Annotated in this window: 20 protein-coding genes; 19 read left to right on the top strand and 1 reads right to left on the bottom strand. The window is 41.4% G+C overall.

The genetic code is table 11. From position 1 onward, the window contains the following. Positions 1–102: 102 nt before the first annotated feature. The 17 genes from tsaB to dltD all read left to right on the top strand — a co-directional run bounded on the left by tsaB (position 103) and on the right by dltD (position 14,808). Positions 103–786 carry a tRNA (adenosine(37)-N6)-threonylcarbamoyltransferase complex dimerization subunit type 1 TsaB gene (tsaB, locus tag GOM47_RS09015; RefSeq protein WP_235080593.1) on the top strand — a complete coding sequence of 228 codons (684 nt, stop codon included), beginning with the start codon at positions 103–105 and terminating at the stop codon, positions 784–786. Continuing rightward, on the top strand, positions 783–1,220 hold the full coding sequence (gene rimI, locus GOM47_RS09010; RefSeq protein WP_235080592.1) for a ribosomal protein S18-alanine N-acetyltransferase: 438 nt from the start codon (positions 783–785) through the stop codon (positions 1,218–1,220). The genes tsaB and rimI overlap by 4 nt, the downstream gene beginning before the upstream one ends. Further along, complete coding sequence (gene tsaD, locus GOM47_RS09005; protein ID WP_235080591.1) at positions 1,210–2,220, top strand: tRNA (adenosine(37)-N6)-threonylcarbamoyltransferase complex transferase subunit TsaD; 1,011 nt, start codon at positions 1,210–1,212, stop codon at positions 2,218–2,220. Before rimI ends, tsaD begins: the two co-directional genes overlap by 11 nt. A gap of 110 nt (positions 2,221–2,330) precedes the next feature. After that, a complete protein-coding gene (locus GOM47_RS09000; protein WP_235080590.1) occupies positions 2,331–3,194 on the top strand; it encodes an Rgg/GadR/MutR family transcriptional regulator in 864 nt (287 codons plus the stop codon). A 162-nt stretch (positions 3,195–3,356) separates the two neighbouring features. Continuing rightward, positions 3,357–3,557 (top strand): peptide pheromone VP1, encoded by a 201-nt coding sequence (locus tag GOM47_RS08995; RefSeq protein ID WP_235081288.1) that lies wholly within the window; start codon positions 3,357–3,359, stop codon positions 3,555–3,557. A 66-nt stretch (positions 3,558–3,623) separates the two neighbouring features. After that, positions 3,624–4,292: a CPBP family intramembrane glutamic endopeptidase gene (locus tag GOM47_RS08990; protein ID WP_235080589.1), complete on the top strand. Its 669-nt coding sequence runs from the start codon at positions 3,624–3,626 to the stop codon at positions 4,290–4,292. A gap of 169 nt (positions 4,293–4,461) precedes the next feature. After that, the gene (locus GOM47_RS08985) at positions 4,462–5,136 is read left to right on the top strand and encodes a CPBP family intramembrane glutamic endopeptidase (protein ID WP_235080588.1); all 675 of its coding nucleotides are present in this window, start codon (positions 4,462–4,464) and stop codon (positions 5,134–5,136) included. 189 nt (positions 5,137–5,325) lie between these two features. Beyond that, a complete protein-coding gene (locus GOM47_RS08980; protein ID WP_235080587.1) occupies positions 5,326–5,934 on the top strand; it encodes a hypothetical protein in 609 nt (202 codons plus the stop codon). 137 nt (positions 5,935–6,071) lie between these two features. Then, complete coding sequence (locus tag GOM47_RS08975; RefSeq protein ID WP_235080586.1) at positions 6,072–6,767, top strand: AzlC family ABC transporter permease; 696 nt, start codon at positions 6,072–6,074, stop codon at positions 6,765–6,767. Then, positions 6,757–7,080 carry an AzlD domain-containing protein gene (locus GOM47_RS08970; protein ID WP_235080585.1) on the top strand — a complete coding sequence of 108 codons (324 nt, stop codon included), beginning with the start codon at positions 6,757–6,759 and terminating at the stop codon, positions 7,078–7,080. The genes GOM47_RS08975 and GOM47_RS08970 overlap by 11 nt, the downstream gene beginning before the upstream one ends. A 102-nt stretch (positions 7,081–7,182) precedes the next feature. Beyond that, complete coding sequence (locus GOM47_RS08965) at positions 7,183–8,025, top strand: amino acid ABC transporter substrate-binding protein (protein ID WP_235080584.1); 843 nt, start codon at positions 7,183–7,185, stop codon at positions 8,023–8,025. A 153-nt stretch (positions 8,026–8,178) separates the two neighbouring features. Then, a complete protein-coding gene (locus GOM47_RS08960) occupies positions 8,179–9,033 on the top strand; it encodes a MetQ/NlpA family ABC transporter substrate-binding protein (RefSeq protein ID WP_000694518.1) in 855 nt (284 codons plus the stop codon). A 120-nt stretch (positions 9,034–9,153) separates the two neighbouring features. Beyond that, positions 9,154–10,527 carry a M20 family metallopeptidase gene (locus tag GOM47_RS08955; protein ID WP_235080583.1) on the top strand — a complete coding sequence of 458 codons (1,374 nt, stop codon included), beginning with the start codon at positions 9,154–9,156 and terminating at the stop codon, positions 10,525–10,527. Continuing rightward, on the top strand, positions 10,520–11,581 hold the full coding sequence (locus tag GOM47_RS08950) for a methionine ABC transporter ATP-binding protein (RefSeq protein WP_235080582.1): 1,062 nt from the start codon (positions 10,520–10,522) through the stop codon (positions 11,579–11,581). The genes GOM47_RS08955 and GOM47_RS08950 overlap by 8 nt, the downstream gene beginning before the upstream one ends. 1 nt (position 11,582) lies before the next feature. Then, positions 11,583–12,275, top strand: a complete 693-nt coding sequence (locus GOM47_RS08945; RefSeq protein ID WP_235080581.1) for a methionine ABC transporter permease — start codon at positions 11,583–11,585, stop codon at positions 12,273–12,275. 158 nt (positions 12,276–12,433) lie between these two features. Beyond that, a complete protein-coding gene (dltB, locus tag GOM47_RS08940) occupies positions 12,434–13,588 on the top strand; it encodes a D-alanyl-lipoteichoic acid biosynthesis protein DltB (RefSeq protein ID WP_049477566.1) in 1,155 nt (384 codons plus the stop codon). Positions 13,589–13,635: 47 nt separating this feature from the next. Further along, positions 13,636–14,808, top strand: coding sequence for a D-alanyl-lipoteichoic acid biosynthesis protein DltD (gene dltD, locus GOM47_RS08935; protein ID WP_049519240.1), 1,173 nt, complete (start codon positions 13,636–13,638; stop codon positions 14,806–14,808). A gap of 174 nt (positions 14,809–14,982) precedes the next feature. Here the strand turns inward: dltD and GOM47_RS08930 are convergent, their stop codons facing one another. Further along, the gene (locus GOM47_RS08930) at positions 14,983–15,564 is read right to left on the bottom strand and encodes an MptD family putative ECF transporter S component (protein ID WP_235080580.1); all 582 of its coding nucleotides are present in this window, start codon (positions 15,562–15,564) and stop codon (positions 14,983–14,985) included. Between the two features lie 133 nt (positions 15,565–15,697). On the opposite strand from GOM47_RS08930, the gene GOM47_RS08925 reads away from it, so the two are divergent. Both GOM47_RS08925 and GOM47_RS08920 read left to right on the top strand, forming a co-directional pair. Further along, positions 15,698–16,312 carry a YesL family protein gene (locus tag GOM47_RS08925; protein WP_000514460.1) on the top strand — a complete coding sequence of 205 codons (615 nt, stop codon included), beginning with the start codon at positions 15,698–15,700 and terminating at the stop codon, positions 16,310–16,312. Beyond that, entirely contained in the window at positions 16,290–17,960 is a 1,671-nt protein-coding gene (locus GOM47_RS08920; RefSeq protein WP_235080579.1) for a sensor histidine kinase, read from the top strand. Before GOM47_RS08925 ends, GOM47_RS08920 begins: the two co-directional genes overlap by 23 nt. The last annotated feature ends 2 nt before the right edge of the window (positions 17,961–17,962 follow it).

Here is a 17,962-nt window from a genome sequence, read left to right as displayed (position 1 = left end):
CTTTGTCTAAGTGGCAAGGCTTTTTGTTTGGGAAGAAAGAAAATTCCCATGCATCGCCTTTTGTAGTATAATAGTAAACAGACAAAAAGATAGGAATGTGTTATGAAAGTATTAGCTTTTGATACGTCCAGCAAGGCTCTGTCTCTCGCTATTTTAGAGGACAAGCAAGTTCTTGCCGAGACTATGATCAATATCAAGAAAAATCACAGTATTACCCTCATGCCTGCCATTGATTTTTTGATGGCAAGTTTGGATTGGACACCCAAGAATTTGGATCGCATCGTGGTGGCAGAGGGACCTGGTAGCTACACAGGTTTGCGAATCGCGGTAGCAACTGCCAAGACTCTAGCCCATACCCTGAACATCGAGTTAGTGGGGATGTCCAGCCTCTTGGCTCTGGTGCCACGCCAACAAGAAGGATTGGTGGTTTCTATCATGGATGCACGTCGCAACAATGTTTATGCAGGGTTTTATGAAAATGCTCAGCCTGTCTTGCCAGAAGCACACCTGTCCTTTGCGGAAGTGCTAGAGCAGGTCAAGGATGCTGAACAGGTAACCTTTGTCGGAGAAGTTGGCCCCTTTGTGGAACAGATCCAAGAACAGCTACCACAAGCTAGCTACCAAGAAACCCTGCCAAATGCAGCTAATCTAGCTCTTTGGGCCTGGGATAAGGAAGCAGACTCCTTGCACGACTTTGTGCCCAATTACCTCAAACGTGTTGAAGCCGAGGAAAACTGGCTCAAGAACCACACCGAGTCTGGCGAGTCCTACATTAAACGCCTATGATAAAGATCAAACGAATCCAACAGCAACCTGACTTGGCTCAAGCTATCTATGCTGTTATGGTAGATGTTTACCCAGTCAGCCCTTGGACGCTGGAACAAATCCAATCAGACCTGTCCCAAGATCAGACTTGGTATGCTCTGGCTTATGATGGGGGAGAAGTGAGTGGATTTCTAGCCGTTCAGGAGAATCTCTTTGAAGCCGAAGTCCTACAAATCGCTGTCAAACAAGCCTATCAAGGTCAGGGAATTGCGTCAGCCTTGTTTGCGACACTGCCGACTGACAAGGAAATTTTCCTCGAAGTTAGAAAGTCAAATCACCGAGCGCAAGCATTTTACAAGAAAGAAAAGATGGCGGTCATCGCTGAGCGAAAGGCCTACTACCATGACCCAGCCGAGGACGCCATCATCATGAAGAGAGAAGTAGATGAAGGATAGATATATTTTAGCATTTGAGACATCCTGTGATGAGACCAGTGTCGCCGTACTGAAAAATGACGATGAGCTCTTGTCCAATGTCATTGCGAGTCAAATTGAGAGTCACAAACGTTTTGGGGGCGTAGTGCCAGAAGTGGCCAGTCGTCACCATGTCGAGGTTATTACAGCCTGCATCGAGGAGGCATTAGCAGAAGCAGGGATTACCGAAGAGGATGTAACAGCTGTTGCGGTCACCTACGGACCAGGATTAGTCGGAGCACTGCTAGTTGGTTTGTCAGCTGCCAAGGCCTTTGCTTGGGCTTACGGCCTTCCGCTGATCCCCGTGAATCACATGGCTGGGCACCTCATGGCAGCTCAGAGTGTGGAGCCGTTGGAGTTTCCCTTGTTAGCCCTCTTAGTCAGTGGTGGGCACACAGAGTTGGTCTATGTTTCTGAGGCTGGGGATTACAAGATTGTTGGGGAAACGCGGGATGATGCGGTTGGTGAGGCCTATGATAAGGTAGGCCGTGTCATGGGTTTGACCTATCCAGCAGGTCGCGAGATTGATGAGCTAGCTCATCAGGGACAGGATATTTATGATTTTCCTCGTGCTATGATTAAGGAAGATAATCTGGAGTTTTCCTTCTCAGGTTTGAAGTCTGCCTTTATCAATCTTCACCATAATGCTGAGCAAAAGGGAGAAAGCTTGTCCAAGGAAGACCTGTCAGCATCTTTCCAAGCAGCAGTCATGGATATTCTTATGGCAAAAACCAAGAAAGCCTTGGAAAAATACCCTGTTAAAACCCTAGTCGTAGCCGGTGGCGTGGCAGCTAATAAAGGTCTCAGAGAACGCCTAGCAGCTGAAATCACCGATGTCAAGGTCATCATCCCACCCCTACGCCTTTGCGGAGACAATGCAGGTATGATTGCTTATGCCAGCGTCAGCGAGTGGAACAAAGAAAATTTTGCAGGCCTGGACCTCAACGCCAAACCAAGCCTCGCCTTTGATACTATGGAATAAAGAGTCAGCTTCGAGCTGGCTTTTTTGCTAAAATATTTTATAATATGTTAAAAAAGTAAAATTTTTTACGAATAGAATAGTAAAGGGAATTTTTAAAGGGGAGTTTGGCCATGATTGAAAAACAGGAATTGGGAGAATTTTACAAGGAATTACGCTTGGCGCGAAAACTCAAGCAGTCAGATGTAGCTTGTGATGGACTGACAGCATCTCAGCTATCCAAGTTTGAATTAGGGCAGTCTATGCTGTCTGCGGATAAGCTGATTCTAGCTATCCAAGGGATTAATGTGACCTTCGATGAGTTTGGGCACAAGCTCAACAACTATCAAGAATCCCCACATATGCGATTTGGTCGAAAGGTTGTGGATCGCTTTGCCCATCAAGATATAGCGGGTTTAGAGCAACTGTTGGAGGAAATCGAGCAGGAACAGATAGCGCAGACCTATCGTCGTTTGAATGCCGTCGTGATTAAAAATGCTATCCATTCCTTGGATAAAAGCTATCTGCTCGAAGAGGAGGATCGTGAGTTTTTGACCACCTACCTTTATGCTATCGAGTCTTGGACCTGGTTTGAACTCTATATATTTTGTAACACTATGCCCTTCTTGAGTAATCAAGATCTGATCTTTTTATCAACCTCCTTACTCGAAAAATCCAAGGAATTTAAAGAATTGGCACACAATAGACTGTATATGAAAAGTGGCTATCTGAATATCATATCAGAGCTCATGGAGCGTAAGCTTTTCTCTTACATCCCAATCTTTGAGTCCGAGTTGGAGAGCATGCTCCGTCCATACGATGTTTTTGAGAAATTATTGTGGCAGTTTTTAAAGAAGATGAGCATTTTCCTTCAAACCAAAGGAAGCAATCAAAAAGAGATTGAACACTTTATCCAATCTCTGCAAATATTAGAGAATCCCCAATTAACAGCCCTTTTTGAATTGCGTTTGCAGCAATACAAAGAGCTTATCGATTAGTCAACAATCGCAAATGAGAGATTTCTATGAGAAAAAATGTCAAATATGCGATTTTTTAAAATAAGCCAGTTTTCGTGTTATACTGTCCTTGTAAGACATTTGAAGCAAATCCTAGGTCGCAGAAGTGGTTTACAAGTAAAAATAATTGAAGGAGTGTAAATGATGTTAAATTTACAATTTGCAGAAACAATGGAATTGACAGAAGCTGAGTTGGAGAAGGTTTACGGAGGAGATTTTGTGTATGTTGCCAATATCCCAGGCGGTGGAGGTTGGGGAGGTATAGGAACACCTTGGTCAATTACTAATTTCTGGGAGAAATATTTTAACCATGATTCTTCCACTGTTAATCGCCGCCGTTATTGATATTCAAAGCCCTTGCCTTTTCTTGGGTAGGGGCTGTTTTTATTACATAGTATAGGAGAAAATAGGATGAAAAAGATAATCTCACGCTACTACTTGTTTATAGCTATTCTACTTGTCATTGCTGACCAGTTCTTGATTCGTCTGGTCTTACACAGCGACCTTGTTGCTGGTCTATCTGATTTTGCCTATTATTTGTCAGATATGTTGTTGAATTTTCTAGTGGTTCTGCTTGCTATTATTGTTATGGTTTGGTCAGGGAAATGGCAGAAAATCAACAGTAGAAAATTTAAAGGAATCTATCTTTTCTATTCCTTCTTAGCTCTTCTTGCTTTTGTTATTTGGAATTTCGTCACATTTTATCTTTTCCCATCTACCAGAAATGAAATTGCTTATCAACTGGATGTTCCTACTTTTACGGGAGCAACGGCATTTTTGATGTATTTTTTCTATCCTGTAATTGCAGGTCCCATTTTTGAAGAGATGATTTATCGTGGGTTGGTGATGACCGCTCTGGAAAAAGGAAAGAAATGGGGACTGGATGTGCTCGGTTCGGCTGCTTTGTTTGGAATCTTGCACATTAGTAACCACGGTTGGGTCTTGACAGACTTTTTCGTATATATGGGTGGCGGTCTCATATTTGCAGTCTTATTTAGAGTGACAAAGTCCATTTATTGGCCTATTGGACTACACATAGTCTACAATGGCATTGGTCAAATTCTCCCCTTGTTATTTTAGAGTTTTTCAATAATCCTAATTAGCAAAAGAGAACACTGGCTATGACATAAAAATTCCCGAGTCAGTTTGTGGTATTGGACCAAGCCCTTACGGAGCTTTTGATTGGATGAAAGGACTCTGGGTAGGTTTGGCTGAAAGACGACGTAAATAAAACTTAAAAGGATCAACTATGAAAGGGAAAGAAACGAAATTTTACCTAGGGACCATTTTGGTACTTATGTCTTATTACTTGATTTTTAATTTAGTAGTGAGATTAGAGTTTATGGATCAATTATCAGATTTTGGATTTTATGGGATTCAAATTTTATTGATAGTAATTGAAGGAATTGCTGCTACTGTGGTTCTTGTTAAGAGTCAACGTTGGAAAGAGTACGGTCGCTTCCAGTTTCGTTGGTCCTATCTGGGTATTTTCTTTCTTTCCTTTATATTGATGTTTTTGTGGGTAAATATAACGACTCGGATCTTTCCCAGCACGCAAAATGGGAGTGCAATTGTGAAAGAAGCAGCTAATTTGACAGGAATTAGTTACTTTGTAACGCGCATTCTCTATGGCAGTCTCATTGCTCCGATAGTTGAAGAATTGGTCTTTCGTGGGCTTCTGATGACAGCACTATCTAAATTGAAAAAGTACTATATAGATGTTATCGCTTCCTCCACTCTCTTTAGTCTTATTCATGTTTTGCAATATGGATGGGTGTTAACAGACTTCATCATTTATGCTGGAGCAGGTCTGCTACTCTGTATGTTCTTTCGTTATACTCGTTCAGTTTATTGGTCAATAGCGCTCCACATCTTGTGGAATAGCTTCTTAATTACTGTCAGTTTACTGGTGTTTGGGTATTAGGTTTAGCAGAAATATTTACATCACATAGATAAGGCTGGCGCTCCAGTCTTTTTCTTTATCTAAAATATCTAATAATAGTCCTTGTTCAATTCCTTGTTACCTTAAATGAAAAAGTAATTTTAAAATCAATCACGGAATCCAACTCTATCAAAGTTTGTCAATCCTAGCCTTTTCTTGTATAGTAGATATATGAAAAATACAAAAATAATCAGTAGTTTGCTTGCTATTGGAGCCTTACTCCTGCTTTTATCAGCTTGCCAGAATATCAAAAAGACACAACTGGTCTTGTTTGAATCCCTTTCGTTCGGTATGTCTCCTAAATCTTTTGAAGAAGTATTTGGAGAAGCTGATAAAGTGGTTGAGGAAACAGAAATGGCTTATCGGGACACTTGGCGTGCAGAAGATCCGTATTTCTATAAAACAGGTCGTCTTTTCTATCACTATGAGCAGATTACTTTGAAAGGCTATCCAGGCCGAGCGACCTTTACATTTTCAAAATCGCATCACTTGGAAACAGTAGCGGCTTATTTTCCCGTTGCCTCAAAAGCTGAGCAGGAAGCATTGCTCAATAACTTATCCCAGACTGTAAAAAAAGAACTGGAAGAACTCCCAGATTACCAGTCCATGGCAACTGATACAGTTGGCCTCTATGATGACGGTTATCGCTACAAGGTCAAGTTGAAGGGACAACAGTGGGAACTCTGGGTTGATGTCTATCCAACAGAAAATAAATATGCTACAGACACAGAAACCGATAAGTATACTATCCGAGTGGATCAATTTCTCATGTATCCATGATGCTTCCTCTTCAGCACTTTTTGCTGGCACTTAGTTTCGATTCCGAAACTTTTTTCTCTTCTTTGAATATGTTATAATAGTCCGTGCTGTGGCTGTGATGATGAACAGCCTCAATTGGAGAGAATACGAGGAGAAGGATGAAAGAAAAAGGATTTTGGGAAGGTGCTCAGGCGGCCATGCCGACTGCCCTTGGCTATGTCAGCATTGGCCTGGCTTGTGGGATTATTGGCGCACCCTATGTGACACCTGTTGAGATGGGCTTGATGAGCCTCTTTGTTTATGCTGGGAGCGCCCAGTTTGCCATGTTGGCACTGATTGCGGTCCAAGCACCTGTAGCAGCCATTGCCATGACAGTCTTTTTAATCAATTTACGACTCTTTTTGCTGAGCTTGCATGCGTCGACCTATTTCCGTCATACCAGTCTCTGGCAAAATATCGGTATGTCTAGTCTCTTGACAGATGAGACTTACGGGGTTTTGATGGGAGAATTAGCCCATACAGACAAGGTCAATCCTATGTGGATGCATGGGAATAATCTCAACAGTTATGTAGCTTGGTTTGTTGGGACAGTTGTTGGGACAGCTCTAGGTGGTTTACTGCCAAATCCAGAAATCTTTGGCCTTGATTTTGCCCTTGTGGGAATGTTTATCGGGATTTTTGCTTCGCAGTTCCAGATTATGCAAAGACGGATTCCTGTCCGCAATCTGCTGAAAATCCTAGCAGTTGTTACGGTGTCTTTCTTTTTGCTCTTGACATTGGTGTCTCAGTCTCTAGCTGTTCTATTTGCGACGCTACTTGGATGTACAATGGGGGTGGTCTTAGATGGTCAGTAAATATCTTTTATTAGCCGTTATCTTTTCGGGCCTAGTGACTTGGATACCTCGTATGATTCCCTTCATCTTGGTTAAGTACAAGGGTTTGCCAGCTATCGTTGAGCGTTTTTTGAAATTTTTGCCTGTTTCCATTATCTTTGCCTTGATCCTTTCAAGTGTGGTGTCAGGTAAGGTTGGGAGCCTACCTCAGATCAAGTGGCTGGACTTTTTGGCTGTTTTTCCAACGGCTTTTGTAGCCTTTCGCTACCGCAATCTAGTGGGTACAGTTCTTTTTGGAGTAGTCTTGGTTGCAGTCTTGCGTCTGGTCTTTTAGTCAGCCATAAAAAAAACCTATCACCGAGATAGATATCATATAATAGCGAAAAAAATTATTTTCTGATAAGATAGTAAGGTATTCTATTTTGGAGGAAATGACATGAAAAAAATCGTCAAATATTCATCTCTTGCTGCTCTAGGGCTTGTTGCCGCAGGTCTACTAGCAGCTTGCTCAGGTGGTGAGAAGAAAGATGCTACAACTAGTGAAGCAACATCTGGTAAGAAAGAAATTATCGTTGCAACCAATGCTTCACCAAAACCATTTAACTACGAAGAAAATGGCGAGTTGACTGGTTATGAGATTGAAGTAGTCCGTGCTATCTTTAAAGACTCTGACAAGTATGATGTTAAGTTTGAAAAGACAGAATGGTCAGGTATCTTTGCAGGCCTTGACGCAGATCGTTACCAAATGGCGGTTAACAATATCAGCTATACAAAAGAACGTGCAGAAAAATACCTCTACGCAGCACCAATTGCTAAAAATCCTAACGTTCTTGTTGTGAAAAAGGACGACAACAGCATCAAGTCTCTTGATGATATCGGTGGAAAATCAACTGAAGTCGTTCAAGGAACAACCTCAGCTAAACAATTGGAAGAATACAACAAACAACACGCAGATAATCCAACTATCCTTAACTATACAAAGGCTGACTTCCAACAAATTATGTCTCGTCTAAGTGATGGACAATTTGACTACAAGATTTTTGACAAAATCGGTGTAGAGACAGTTATCAAAAACCAAGGTTTGGATAATTTGAAAGTCATCGAACTTCCAAGCGACCAACAACCTTACGTATACCCACTTCTTGCAAAAGGCCAAGATGAGTTGAAGGAATTTGTGGATAAACGCATCCAAGAACTATACAAAGACGGAACTCTTGAAAAATTATCTCAACAGTTCTTTGGCGGTTCTTACCTACCAGCAGAAGCTGATATTAAATAAGTTTGTAAATCATCCATTCTCTCGTAGGTGGATGATTTTGCAACTTCTAGACTTATAGTTTCAAACTATATGTCTGCCTATCTAATAACAATTTGCGAAATCAAATAAAGTATGAGATACTATTACGGTATTATTTTTAAAGGAGAAAGAATCATGAAAATTAAAAAATGGTTAGGCGTAGCAGCTATTGCTACAGTAGCAGGCCTTACACTTGCAGCTTGCGGAAATTCAGACAAGAAAGCAGACAATACAACTACAGTTAAAATTGCGACTGTTAACCGTAGTGGCTCAGAGGAAGCACGTTGGGACAAAGTCCAAGAATTAGTTGAAAAAGACGGCATTAAATTGGAATTCACAGAGTTTACAGATTACTCACAACCAAACAAGGCAACTGCTGATGGTGAAGTAGACTTGAACGCTTTCCAACACTATAACTTCTTGAACAACTGGAACAAAGAAAACGGAAAAGATCTTGTAGCGATTGCAGAGACTTATATCTCACCAATCCGCCTTTACTCAGGTAAAAATGGAGAAGAAAACAAGTACACTAAAGTGGAAGAAATCCCAGATAACGGTGAAATCGCAGTACCAAACGATGCTACTAACGAAAGCCGTGCTCTTTACCTTCTTCAATCAGCTGGTTTGATCAAGTTGGATGTTTCAGGAACTGAACTTGCTACAATCGCAAACATCAAAGAAAATCCAAAGAACTTGAAGATTACTGAATTGGATGCTACTCAAACAGCTCGTTCATTGTCATCAGTTGACGCTGCCGTTGTAAACAATACCTTCGTTACAGAAGCAAAATTGGACTACAAGAAAGCACTCTTCAAAGAGCAAGCTGATGAAAACTCAAAACAATGGTACAACATCATTGTTGCGAAAAAAGATTGGGAATCATCACCTAAGGCTGATGCCATCAAGAAAATTATCGCAGCTTACCACACTGATGAAGTGAAAAAAGTTATCGAAGAAACATCAGACGGTTTGGACCAACCAGTTTGGTAATAAGACATAGGGAGGTGGGAGAGTTTCCACCTCTTGCTTTTGTCTAGACTGTTGGTTTTGAAGAAGATAATCTAGTCGTCCGTCCATAGATACAAGTCCTCAGTAGAAAGGGAGAGAAAAATGGTTTTTCCTAGCGAACAAGAACAGATTGAAAAATTTGAAAAGGATCATGTAGCCCAGCATTACTTTGAAGTTTTGCGTACCTTGATTTCTAAGAAATCGGTCTTTGCCCAGCAGGTTGGACTCAAGGAAGTCGCAAATTATCTGGGTGAGATTTTCAAGCGTGTGGGAGCTGAAGTCGAGATTGATGAGAGCTACACGGCGCCTTTTGTCATGGCGCATTTCAAGAGTTCGCGTCCAGATGCTAAGACCTTGATCTTCTATAACCACTATGACACCGTACCAGCGGACGGAGATCAGATCTGGACAGAGGATCCCTTTACACTTTCTGTTCGAAATGGCTTTATGTATGGGCGTGGGGTTGATGACGACAAAGGCCACATCACGGCTCGTTTGAGTGCTCTGAGAAAGTATATGCAGCACCATGATGACCTGCCAGTCAATATCAGTTTTATCATGGAGGGGGCGGAGGAATCGGCTTCGACAGACCTAGATAAGTATTTAGAGAAACACGCAGACAAGCTCCGTGGAGCAGATTTGCTAGTCTGGGAGCAAGGAACCAAAAATGCCTTGGAGCAGTTAGAAATTTCTGGTGGAAACAAGGGAATCGTGACCTTTGATGCCAAGGTGAAAAGTGCGGATGTGGACATTCACTCGAGTTATGGAGGTGTCGTGGAGTCAGCACCATGGTATCTTATCCAGGCCTTAAGTAGCCTACGCGCTGCAGATGGCCGTATCTTAGTAGAAGACTTGTACGAGGATGTTCAAGAGCCAAATGAACGAGAACTAGCCTTGGTGGATACCTATGCACAGGGCAACCCTGGGGAAATCAGTCGCATTTACGGCTTGGAATTGCCTCTCTTACAAGAGGAGCGCGCTGCCTTTCTCAAACGATTCTTTTTTGAGCCTGCACTCAATATAGAGGGAATCCAGTCAGGTTATCAAGGTCAGGGTGTTAAGACTATTTTGCCAGCAGAAGCTAATGCCAAGCTAGAAGTTCGTCTGGTTCCTGGCTTAGAACCACATGATGTTCTGGAAAAAATTCGGAAACAGCTAGACAAAAATGGTTTTGATAAGGTAGAATTATATTATACCTTGGGAGAGATGAGTTATCGAAGCGATATGAGTGAGCCAGCCATTCTCAATGTCATCGAGTTGGCCAAGAAATTCTATTCACAGGGCGTATCGGTCTTGCCGACTACAGCGGGGACAGGACCTATGCATACGGTCTTTGACGCCCTAGAGGTACCTATGGTAGCCTTCGGTTTAGGGAATGCCAATAGCCGAGACCACGGTGGAGATGAAAACGTGCGAATCGCCGATTACTACACCCATATTGAATTAGTAGAGGAGCTGATTAGAAGCTATGAGTAGAGATATTATCAAGTTAGATCAGATCGATGTGACTTTTCACCAAAAGAAGAGAACCATCACAGCAGTCAAGGATGTGACCATTCACATCCAAGAAGGGGATATCTACGGAATCGTTGGATATTCTGGAGCAGGAAAATCCACTCTAGTCCGGGTGATTAACCTCCTGCAAAAACCATCTGCAGGCAAAATTACTATTGACGACGATGTGATTTTTGATGGTAAGGTGACCTTGACGGCAGAGCAGTTGCGTCGCAAACGTCAAGATATCGGGATGATTTTCCAGCATTTCAACCTCATGAGTCAAAAAACAGCAGAGGAAAATGTGGCTTTTGCCCTCAAACATTCTGGACTCAGCAAGGAAGAAAAGAAAGCAAAAGTAGCTAAGTTGTTAGACTTGGTTGGCCTTGCAGATCGTGCTGAAAACTACCCTTCACAACTATCTGGAGGACAAAAACAGCGTGTGGCCATTGCGCGTGCCTTGGCCAATGATCCGAAAATTTTGATTTCAGACGAGTCAACCTCTGCCCTCGACCCTAAGACAACCAAGCAGATTTTGGCCTTGTTGCAAGATTTGAACCAAAAATTAGGCTTGACCGTTGTCCTGATTACACACGAAATGCAGATTGTCAAAGACATTGCTAATCGTGTAGCAGTCATGCAGGATGGTCGTTTGATTGAAGAAGGTAGTGTCCTTGAAATCTTCTCAAATCCTAAACAACCTTTGACCCAAGACTTTATCTCAACAGCTACAGGTATTGATGAAGCCATGGTCAAGATTGAGAAGCAAGAAATCGTAGAACATTTATCTGAGAACAGTATTTTAGTGCAGCTCAAGTATGCGGGGGCTTCGACAGACGAACCACTTTTAAATGAATTGTACAAGCATTACCAAGTAACGGCTAATATCCTTTATGGAAATATCGAAATTCTCGATGGCACTCCTGTTGGAGAATTGGTTGTGGTCTTGTCAGGGGAAAAAGCAGCGCTAGTAGGTGCTCAAGATGCCATCCGTCAGGCTGGCGTCCAGCTAAAAGTATTGAAGGGAGGACAGTAAAATGACAGACTTGATTCAAACTTATCTACCAAATGTCTATAAGATGGGCTGGGCTGGTCAGGCAGGCTGGGGAACAGCCATCTACCTAACTCTTTATATGACAGTTCTTTCTTTCATCATCGGAGGGTTCTTGGGGTTGGTAGCAGGTCTTTTCCTCGTCTTGACAGCGCCAGGCGGTGTCTTGGAAAATAAGGTTATCTTCTGGATTTTAGACAAGATTACCTCTATTTTCCGCGCGGTACCATTTATCATCCTCTTGGCAATCATGTCGCCACTCTCTCACTTGATTGTTAAAACAAGTATCGGGCCAAATGCAGCCCTTGTCCCCCTTTCTTTTGCAGTCTTTGCCTTCTTTGCCCGTCAGGTGCAGGTTGTCTTGGCTGAGCTGGATGGCGGTGTCATTGAGGCGGCTCAAGCGAGCGGAGCGACCTTCTGGGATATCGTGGGTGTTTACCTATCAGAAGGTTTGCCAGATTTGATTCGTGTGACGACTGTGACTTTGATTTCCCTTGTTGGGGAAACAGCCATGGCGGGAGCAGTTGGTGCTGGTGGTATCGGTAACGTGGCCATTGCTTATGGATTTAACCGTTACAATCACGATGTGACCATCTTGGCAACCATCATTATCATCTTGATTATCTTTACGATCCAGTTCTTGGGAGATTTCTTGACCAAGAAACTAAGTCATAAATAATGGAAGGAGTTCAAAGGGACTCCTTTTTGTTTTCTCACCGAAATGCAAGAAGGATAAAGCTTCTTTTTAGAAATATGCTATAATAAATAAAGGTCCTCAATTAGCAAATCAAAAAGTTTGCTGTAGAAGAGATGATAATGTAAAGGAGTTTGTCTGGTATGAATTATTTCGAGGGGAATGAGTTTTTCCTTCTCTTGTTTGTAGTTTTACTGATTGGTTTTGTGGTAAACTTTTTTGAAAAACGTAAAGACTACTATATTTTGGCGCTCTCCCTCTTATTTGCAGGAGCTATCTATGGTAAGAGCCGAGCGATGATTGTCTATTTACTCGCCTTTATCGTTTACCAGTATTTTCTGGTTTTTCTAGCGCAGCGGATAGAGGCAAAGTGGCTGAAACCACTGGTTTTCCTTTCCATTCTTCCTTTGGTGATCAATAAAGTCTTTGCCCTGACTTCTCTGCATTTGTTGGCCTTTATTGGAATTTCTTACATGTCCTTTAAGACCATTCAGATCATGTTAGAGATATCGGATGGCTTAATCAAAGAAAAAATCACTGTAAAAGATTATCTACAGTTTTTGCTCTTTTTCCCAACAGTTAGTGCTGGTCCGATTGATCGGAGTAGGAGATTTTTAAAAGAGATAAACGAGGTCATGCCCCGAAAAGAGTATCTAGAGTTAGCAGGGGACGGTGTGTATCGTATCGTTCTAGGCCTCCTTTACAAGATTGTTTTATCAACCTATGTTTACCAGATGTTACTCGCTCTAAATAATACTGGCACAGTCGTTTATTCAATCAAGTATATGTACCTCTATACCTTGTATCTGTTCTTTGACTTTGCAGGCTACAGTCTAATGGCCGTTGGAAGTAGTAACATTCTAGGTATTCAGACACCGATGAACTTTAACAAACCTTTCTTGAGTGTCGATATCAAAGATTTCTGGACCAGATGGCATATCACCTTGTCGACCTGGTTGAGAGATTTTGTATTTTCAAGAGTATTGATGCAGGTTATCAGGAAAAAATGGTTTAAAAATAGACTACACAATGCAACCTATGCCTATATAATTAATATGTTAGTCATGGGTTTTTGGCATGGTCTTAGTGTTAGTTACATTGTCTATGGTTTTTATCATGGTGTCTTGATGGCTGGATTTGAAGTGTATCAAAAGAAAAGCAATTTTTATAAAAAAAATAAAAACAAAAACTGGTATAAGCTACTAAGTTGGTTTGTGACCATGAATTTGGTTATGATTGGTTTCTTTATCTTTTCGGGTGAACCCTATAAAATCTTACTGACGACTTTAAAGAGATAAGAGATTGAGAAGAAATCGGACAGATCGAAGGGATAGGATAAAACGAGATGATTAAATTAAAAGCATTTTTACTATCGCTTGTGCTCGTAATTGCGACGCTTGCCCTTTTAAATGTGACGTATGTCAAGAAGATTGATGATTATTATAAAGTCAAGGATAACAGTATTCGTTATAACACCTCGTATGAAAAGTATAAAAGTAGAGATATTCTAACAAGCAATATCACCCCCAATACACTGGTTCTAATGGGTTCCTCAGAGTTGGTTGCGACGATAAATGAAGACTATCATCCAAATAAAATTTTTAACTACAACGATTTTAATATCATGCAGATTGGGACTAGTTATTCTCAAAACATCATTCAGGCTACGACCTTGGGCTCTATTGAAGGATCAATGAGTAAGCGAAAAGTAGCTATAGTAGAGTCGGTTCAGTGGTTTGAAAAAGATGGGACCCATCAAGATGCCTTTTTGAACAAGGCTTCTCAGGAACATATTTTTCACATGCTAGATAATGACAAGATTAGTAAAGAAACGAAAGAAAAACTAATCAATCGCATTATCGAGATTACCAAAGGAAACAAGCAACAAAACGACATCTACAAAAAATATAAAAGTTATTTCATAGATGGAAAAGGAACCATTGTTGATAAAAAACTATTAGAGTTAGATAACGCGATGTATTCCTTTAAGCTCAAACGAAAATTTTATGAAAATCATGAGAAATCAGATTATCCTTCACTAGGAGACAAAACCCCAGACTATGATTGGGAAAAGATGACGGCTCAGTTTGTGGAAGAGGTCAAAAGGAAAACAGACAATAATGACTATGCTGTTGATAATAACTACTACAATACTTACTTAAAAGATCGCTATGCATCGCTAAAAGATTCCAATAAAGATTTGAGCTACCTAGAGTCACCTGAATATTCAGATATGGAACTTTTCTTGACGGTTGCTAAAGAATTGGGCATTGAAGTTGAGGTTATTATTTTCCCAGTAAACGGGAAATGGAACGACTACACTGGTGTCTCAAGAGAGATGCGAGAAAAAACTTATAAAAAAATAGAAGATGTCGCAAAAAGCCATGGTGCAACCGTATTAAACTATGGAAACAGAGAGTATGATGATTACTTTTTATTTGACGTGATGCACGTTGGAGTGAAAGGATGGATGGAAGTTGAAAAAGAACTTTACAAATTTGCAAACCAAGCTAACTAACACTCATCGATTAATCTTGTGGACACTTTTTTTCTATACGGTTATCTTGAGCATCGTGATTTACTGTTTTGTGACCGATTTTTCGAATATTCAAGAATTTATCTATAGTGAATTCTAAGATTGTATACAAAAAGGCCCTGGAACTAGGCATAGCTAGTCTTCAGGGCTTTTATCTTATAGTTTATCAGCTATTTTTTGACTTAGAAATTGCCCAACCAAAGCCCCAACCAAAGCCCCAATCAAGGCACCTACGAGGATGCTCGAAACAAAGAGAAGGATTTTGTCCAACTCTGGAGCGACCATGATACGGTCAATGTATTCTTGGGATTTCCCACGTGCAAGTAAGGTGGCCACGTAAGCTTTGGGACGGATCCACATGAGGAAGATAGGGCCACTTGTGCTAAAAGCAAAGACGAGGAAGGAGAGGGTGTTTTTGATTCGATCTCTGTAGTTTCCGAGACGAGCGATGGCATCTGCTGCAAGACCACAGGCGAGTCCTGGGAGAAAGGCACCAGCGCCATGCTTGCTAGCTAGGAAGAAAAGTGCCATAAAAAGTCCTAGAGTGGTGATAGCGCCAAAACGAGGGACCTTCGTCAAAAGAAGCATGTAGACACTGCCACCGACAAGGGCAGAAAAGGCCGGCGCGTAGAACATATTGCCTGTTTGATCGACCAGGTGTCCTAGGAAGACTCCAATCCCTAGACAGAGGAAATAAAGGACGGCGGCCAAGAGGGTGGTTAAGATATTTTTCTTCATGAGAATCTCCTTGATGCGAATTAACAAAACCAATTGTATCACGCTTTTTGAGGATTGTAAATGGGAGTTCTATATTTTTGAAAACGTTTGAAATATGATATAATAGTTACATCGTTAGTTTAAGGAGAGTAGCATGGGAAAATTTCTAGAATTCGTCTTTAATCGTATCTTTTTGGGAATGATTGCGACGGCTTATTTCTGGCTATTAACACTTGCAGGAGGAGTAGTCTTTGGTTTGGCACCAGCTAGTGCAACTCTTATGAGTTTGTATGCGGAGCATGGGTATACCTATCGAGCATACCATTTGAAGGAAGCTTGGGAATTGTATAAGAGTAATTTTGTCAAGAGCAATCTGGCTTTCTATAGTTTTGTGTTTGTTGATCTTGTCCTAGTTTATGGTTTGTATCTTCTAGTTCAATTGCCCCACCAGACGATTTTCCACCTTTTGGCGACCTTCCTCAACGTCCTTGTAGTTGCTCTTGTCTTTCTAGCCTACACTGTTTCCTTGAAACTTCAGGTGTACTTTGATTTATCCTACCAAAATACCTTGAAACTGTCCCTTATCGGGATTTTTATGAGCCTACCTGCGATTGCCAAGGTTTTACTCGGGTCCGCTCTCCTTGTAGGAGTTGGTTATTATATGCCTGCCTTGCTCTTTTTTGTAGGAATTGGAATGTGGCATTTCTTTATCAGTGATATGTTGGAACCTATTTATGAAAGTATCCATGAAAAATTGGCGACAAAATAAAATGAAGCCGTTCTGGCTCCACTCGCTCTTGCGCATCTATACCTTGGTGATGATTGCCATCATTGCAAGCTTTGCGGTCATGCTCTCCTATGCTGACTGGAGTTCCCGTGAAAAAGAAGCCCAACGAGTAGCTCAACGTGTGACGACTCGGACAGTGAGTGAGGTTGAATATTACCATAGAGAGTCGACTCAGCTAGCGCAGGAACTGGTTGAAAATCGAGCACGGATTGAAGGGATTTACAAGTATTTTAGTCTGAGTACATCGGATTATTTTTACTGGCTGTTGCAACGTAAAGCGTCTCCCTATGTCTCAGTATCCTTGTATGAAAATATTGATGATTTGTATGTAAGAAATGACTTTGTGACAGGTGTTGCAATTGTTTTGCAAGACTACAAGGAAGTCTACGTTTCTACTAGGGAGAAACGTAGCGGGGAGAAAATTCTTGCTGAGGATTTCAAACCAGCAGCCAATAGTTTTGCCATACCAGTACTTGATCCTAACTCCGATCAGTCTCTAGGTGTTATCTACATTTCTTTATCGCAGGATGTACTTTACCAAGCAATTGATAATACTCGCGGTCTGATTCCTGTGGCCGTGACGATCACCTCCCCTTTTGATACTGAATTGTTTCATATAGGGGAAAATGTAGTAGCTGAACGGGAAAATTGGATTGTCGGTTTGACATCACACGGCTATCAAGTCCAATCAGCAGTTCCAAAGAATTTTGTTCTTACAGGAGCTTTGACGAGTTCTGCTATCATTGTTGGTTTGAGTGGTCTCTTTATTATTATTTTATATGTGACCTTGAGGCAGACCTTCTCCAATTACCAAAGGCAGGTTGTGGACTTGGTGGAGTCTATCCAGGTTATTGCCCAAGGAGAAGAAGGCCTTCGAATTGACACCTCTGAAAAAGACCAAGAATTGCTTCTCATTGCAGAAACAACCAATGATATGTTGGATCGCCTGGAAAAAAATATCCACGATATCTATCAGCTAGAGCTCAGTCAAAAAGATGCCAATATGCGGGCCTTACAAGCTCAAATCAATCCTCACTTTATGTACAATACCTTAGAGTTTCTGCGCATGTATGCCGTCATGGAAAGCCAAGATGAACTGGCGGATATTATCTATGAATTTAGCAGTTTACTACGCAATAATATCTCCGACGAGCGGGAAACGACGCTGAAGCAAGAATTAGAATTTTGTCGCAAATACAGCTATCTCTGTATGGTGCGTTATCCAAAGTCAGTTGCCTATGGTTTTAAGATCGCACCCGAATTAGAAAATATGAGGATTCCCAAGTTTACGCTCCAACCATTGGTAGAAAACTACTTTGCCCACGGTATTGACCACCGCCGAACAGACAATGTGATCAGTATCAAGGTTTTGAAGGGTGAAGGTTTTGTTGAAATCTTAGTGGTAGACAATGGTCGCGGGATGACTGCTGAAAAATTAGCTAGCTTGCAAGAGAAATTAGCTCAGCGAAGTTTTGAGCACGAGACAAGCTATAGTGGAGAGCGACAATCAATTGGAATAGTCAATGTACACGAACGCTTTGTCCTCTATTTTGGGGATCGCTACCAAATCAGTGTAGAGTCAGCTGAGCAAGAAGGTGTTCGTTACCGTATTACTATTCAAAATGAATAGAA

This window comes from Streptococcus oralis, from assembly GCF_021497945.1.
GTDB classification, from domain to species: Bacteria; Bacillota; Bacilli; order Lactobacillales; family Streptococcaceae; genus Streptococcus; species Streptococcus oralis_BR.
This window is presented reverse-complemented; position numbering and strand designations above follow the sequence as displayed.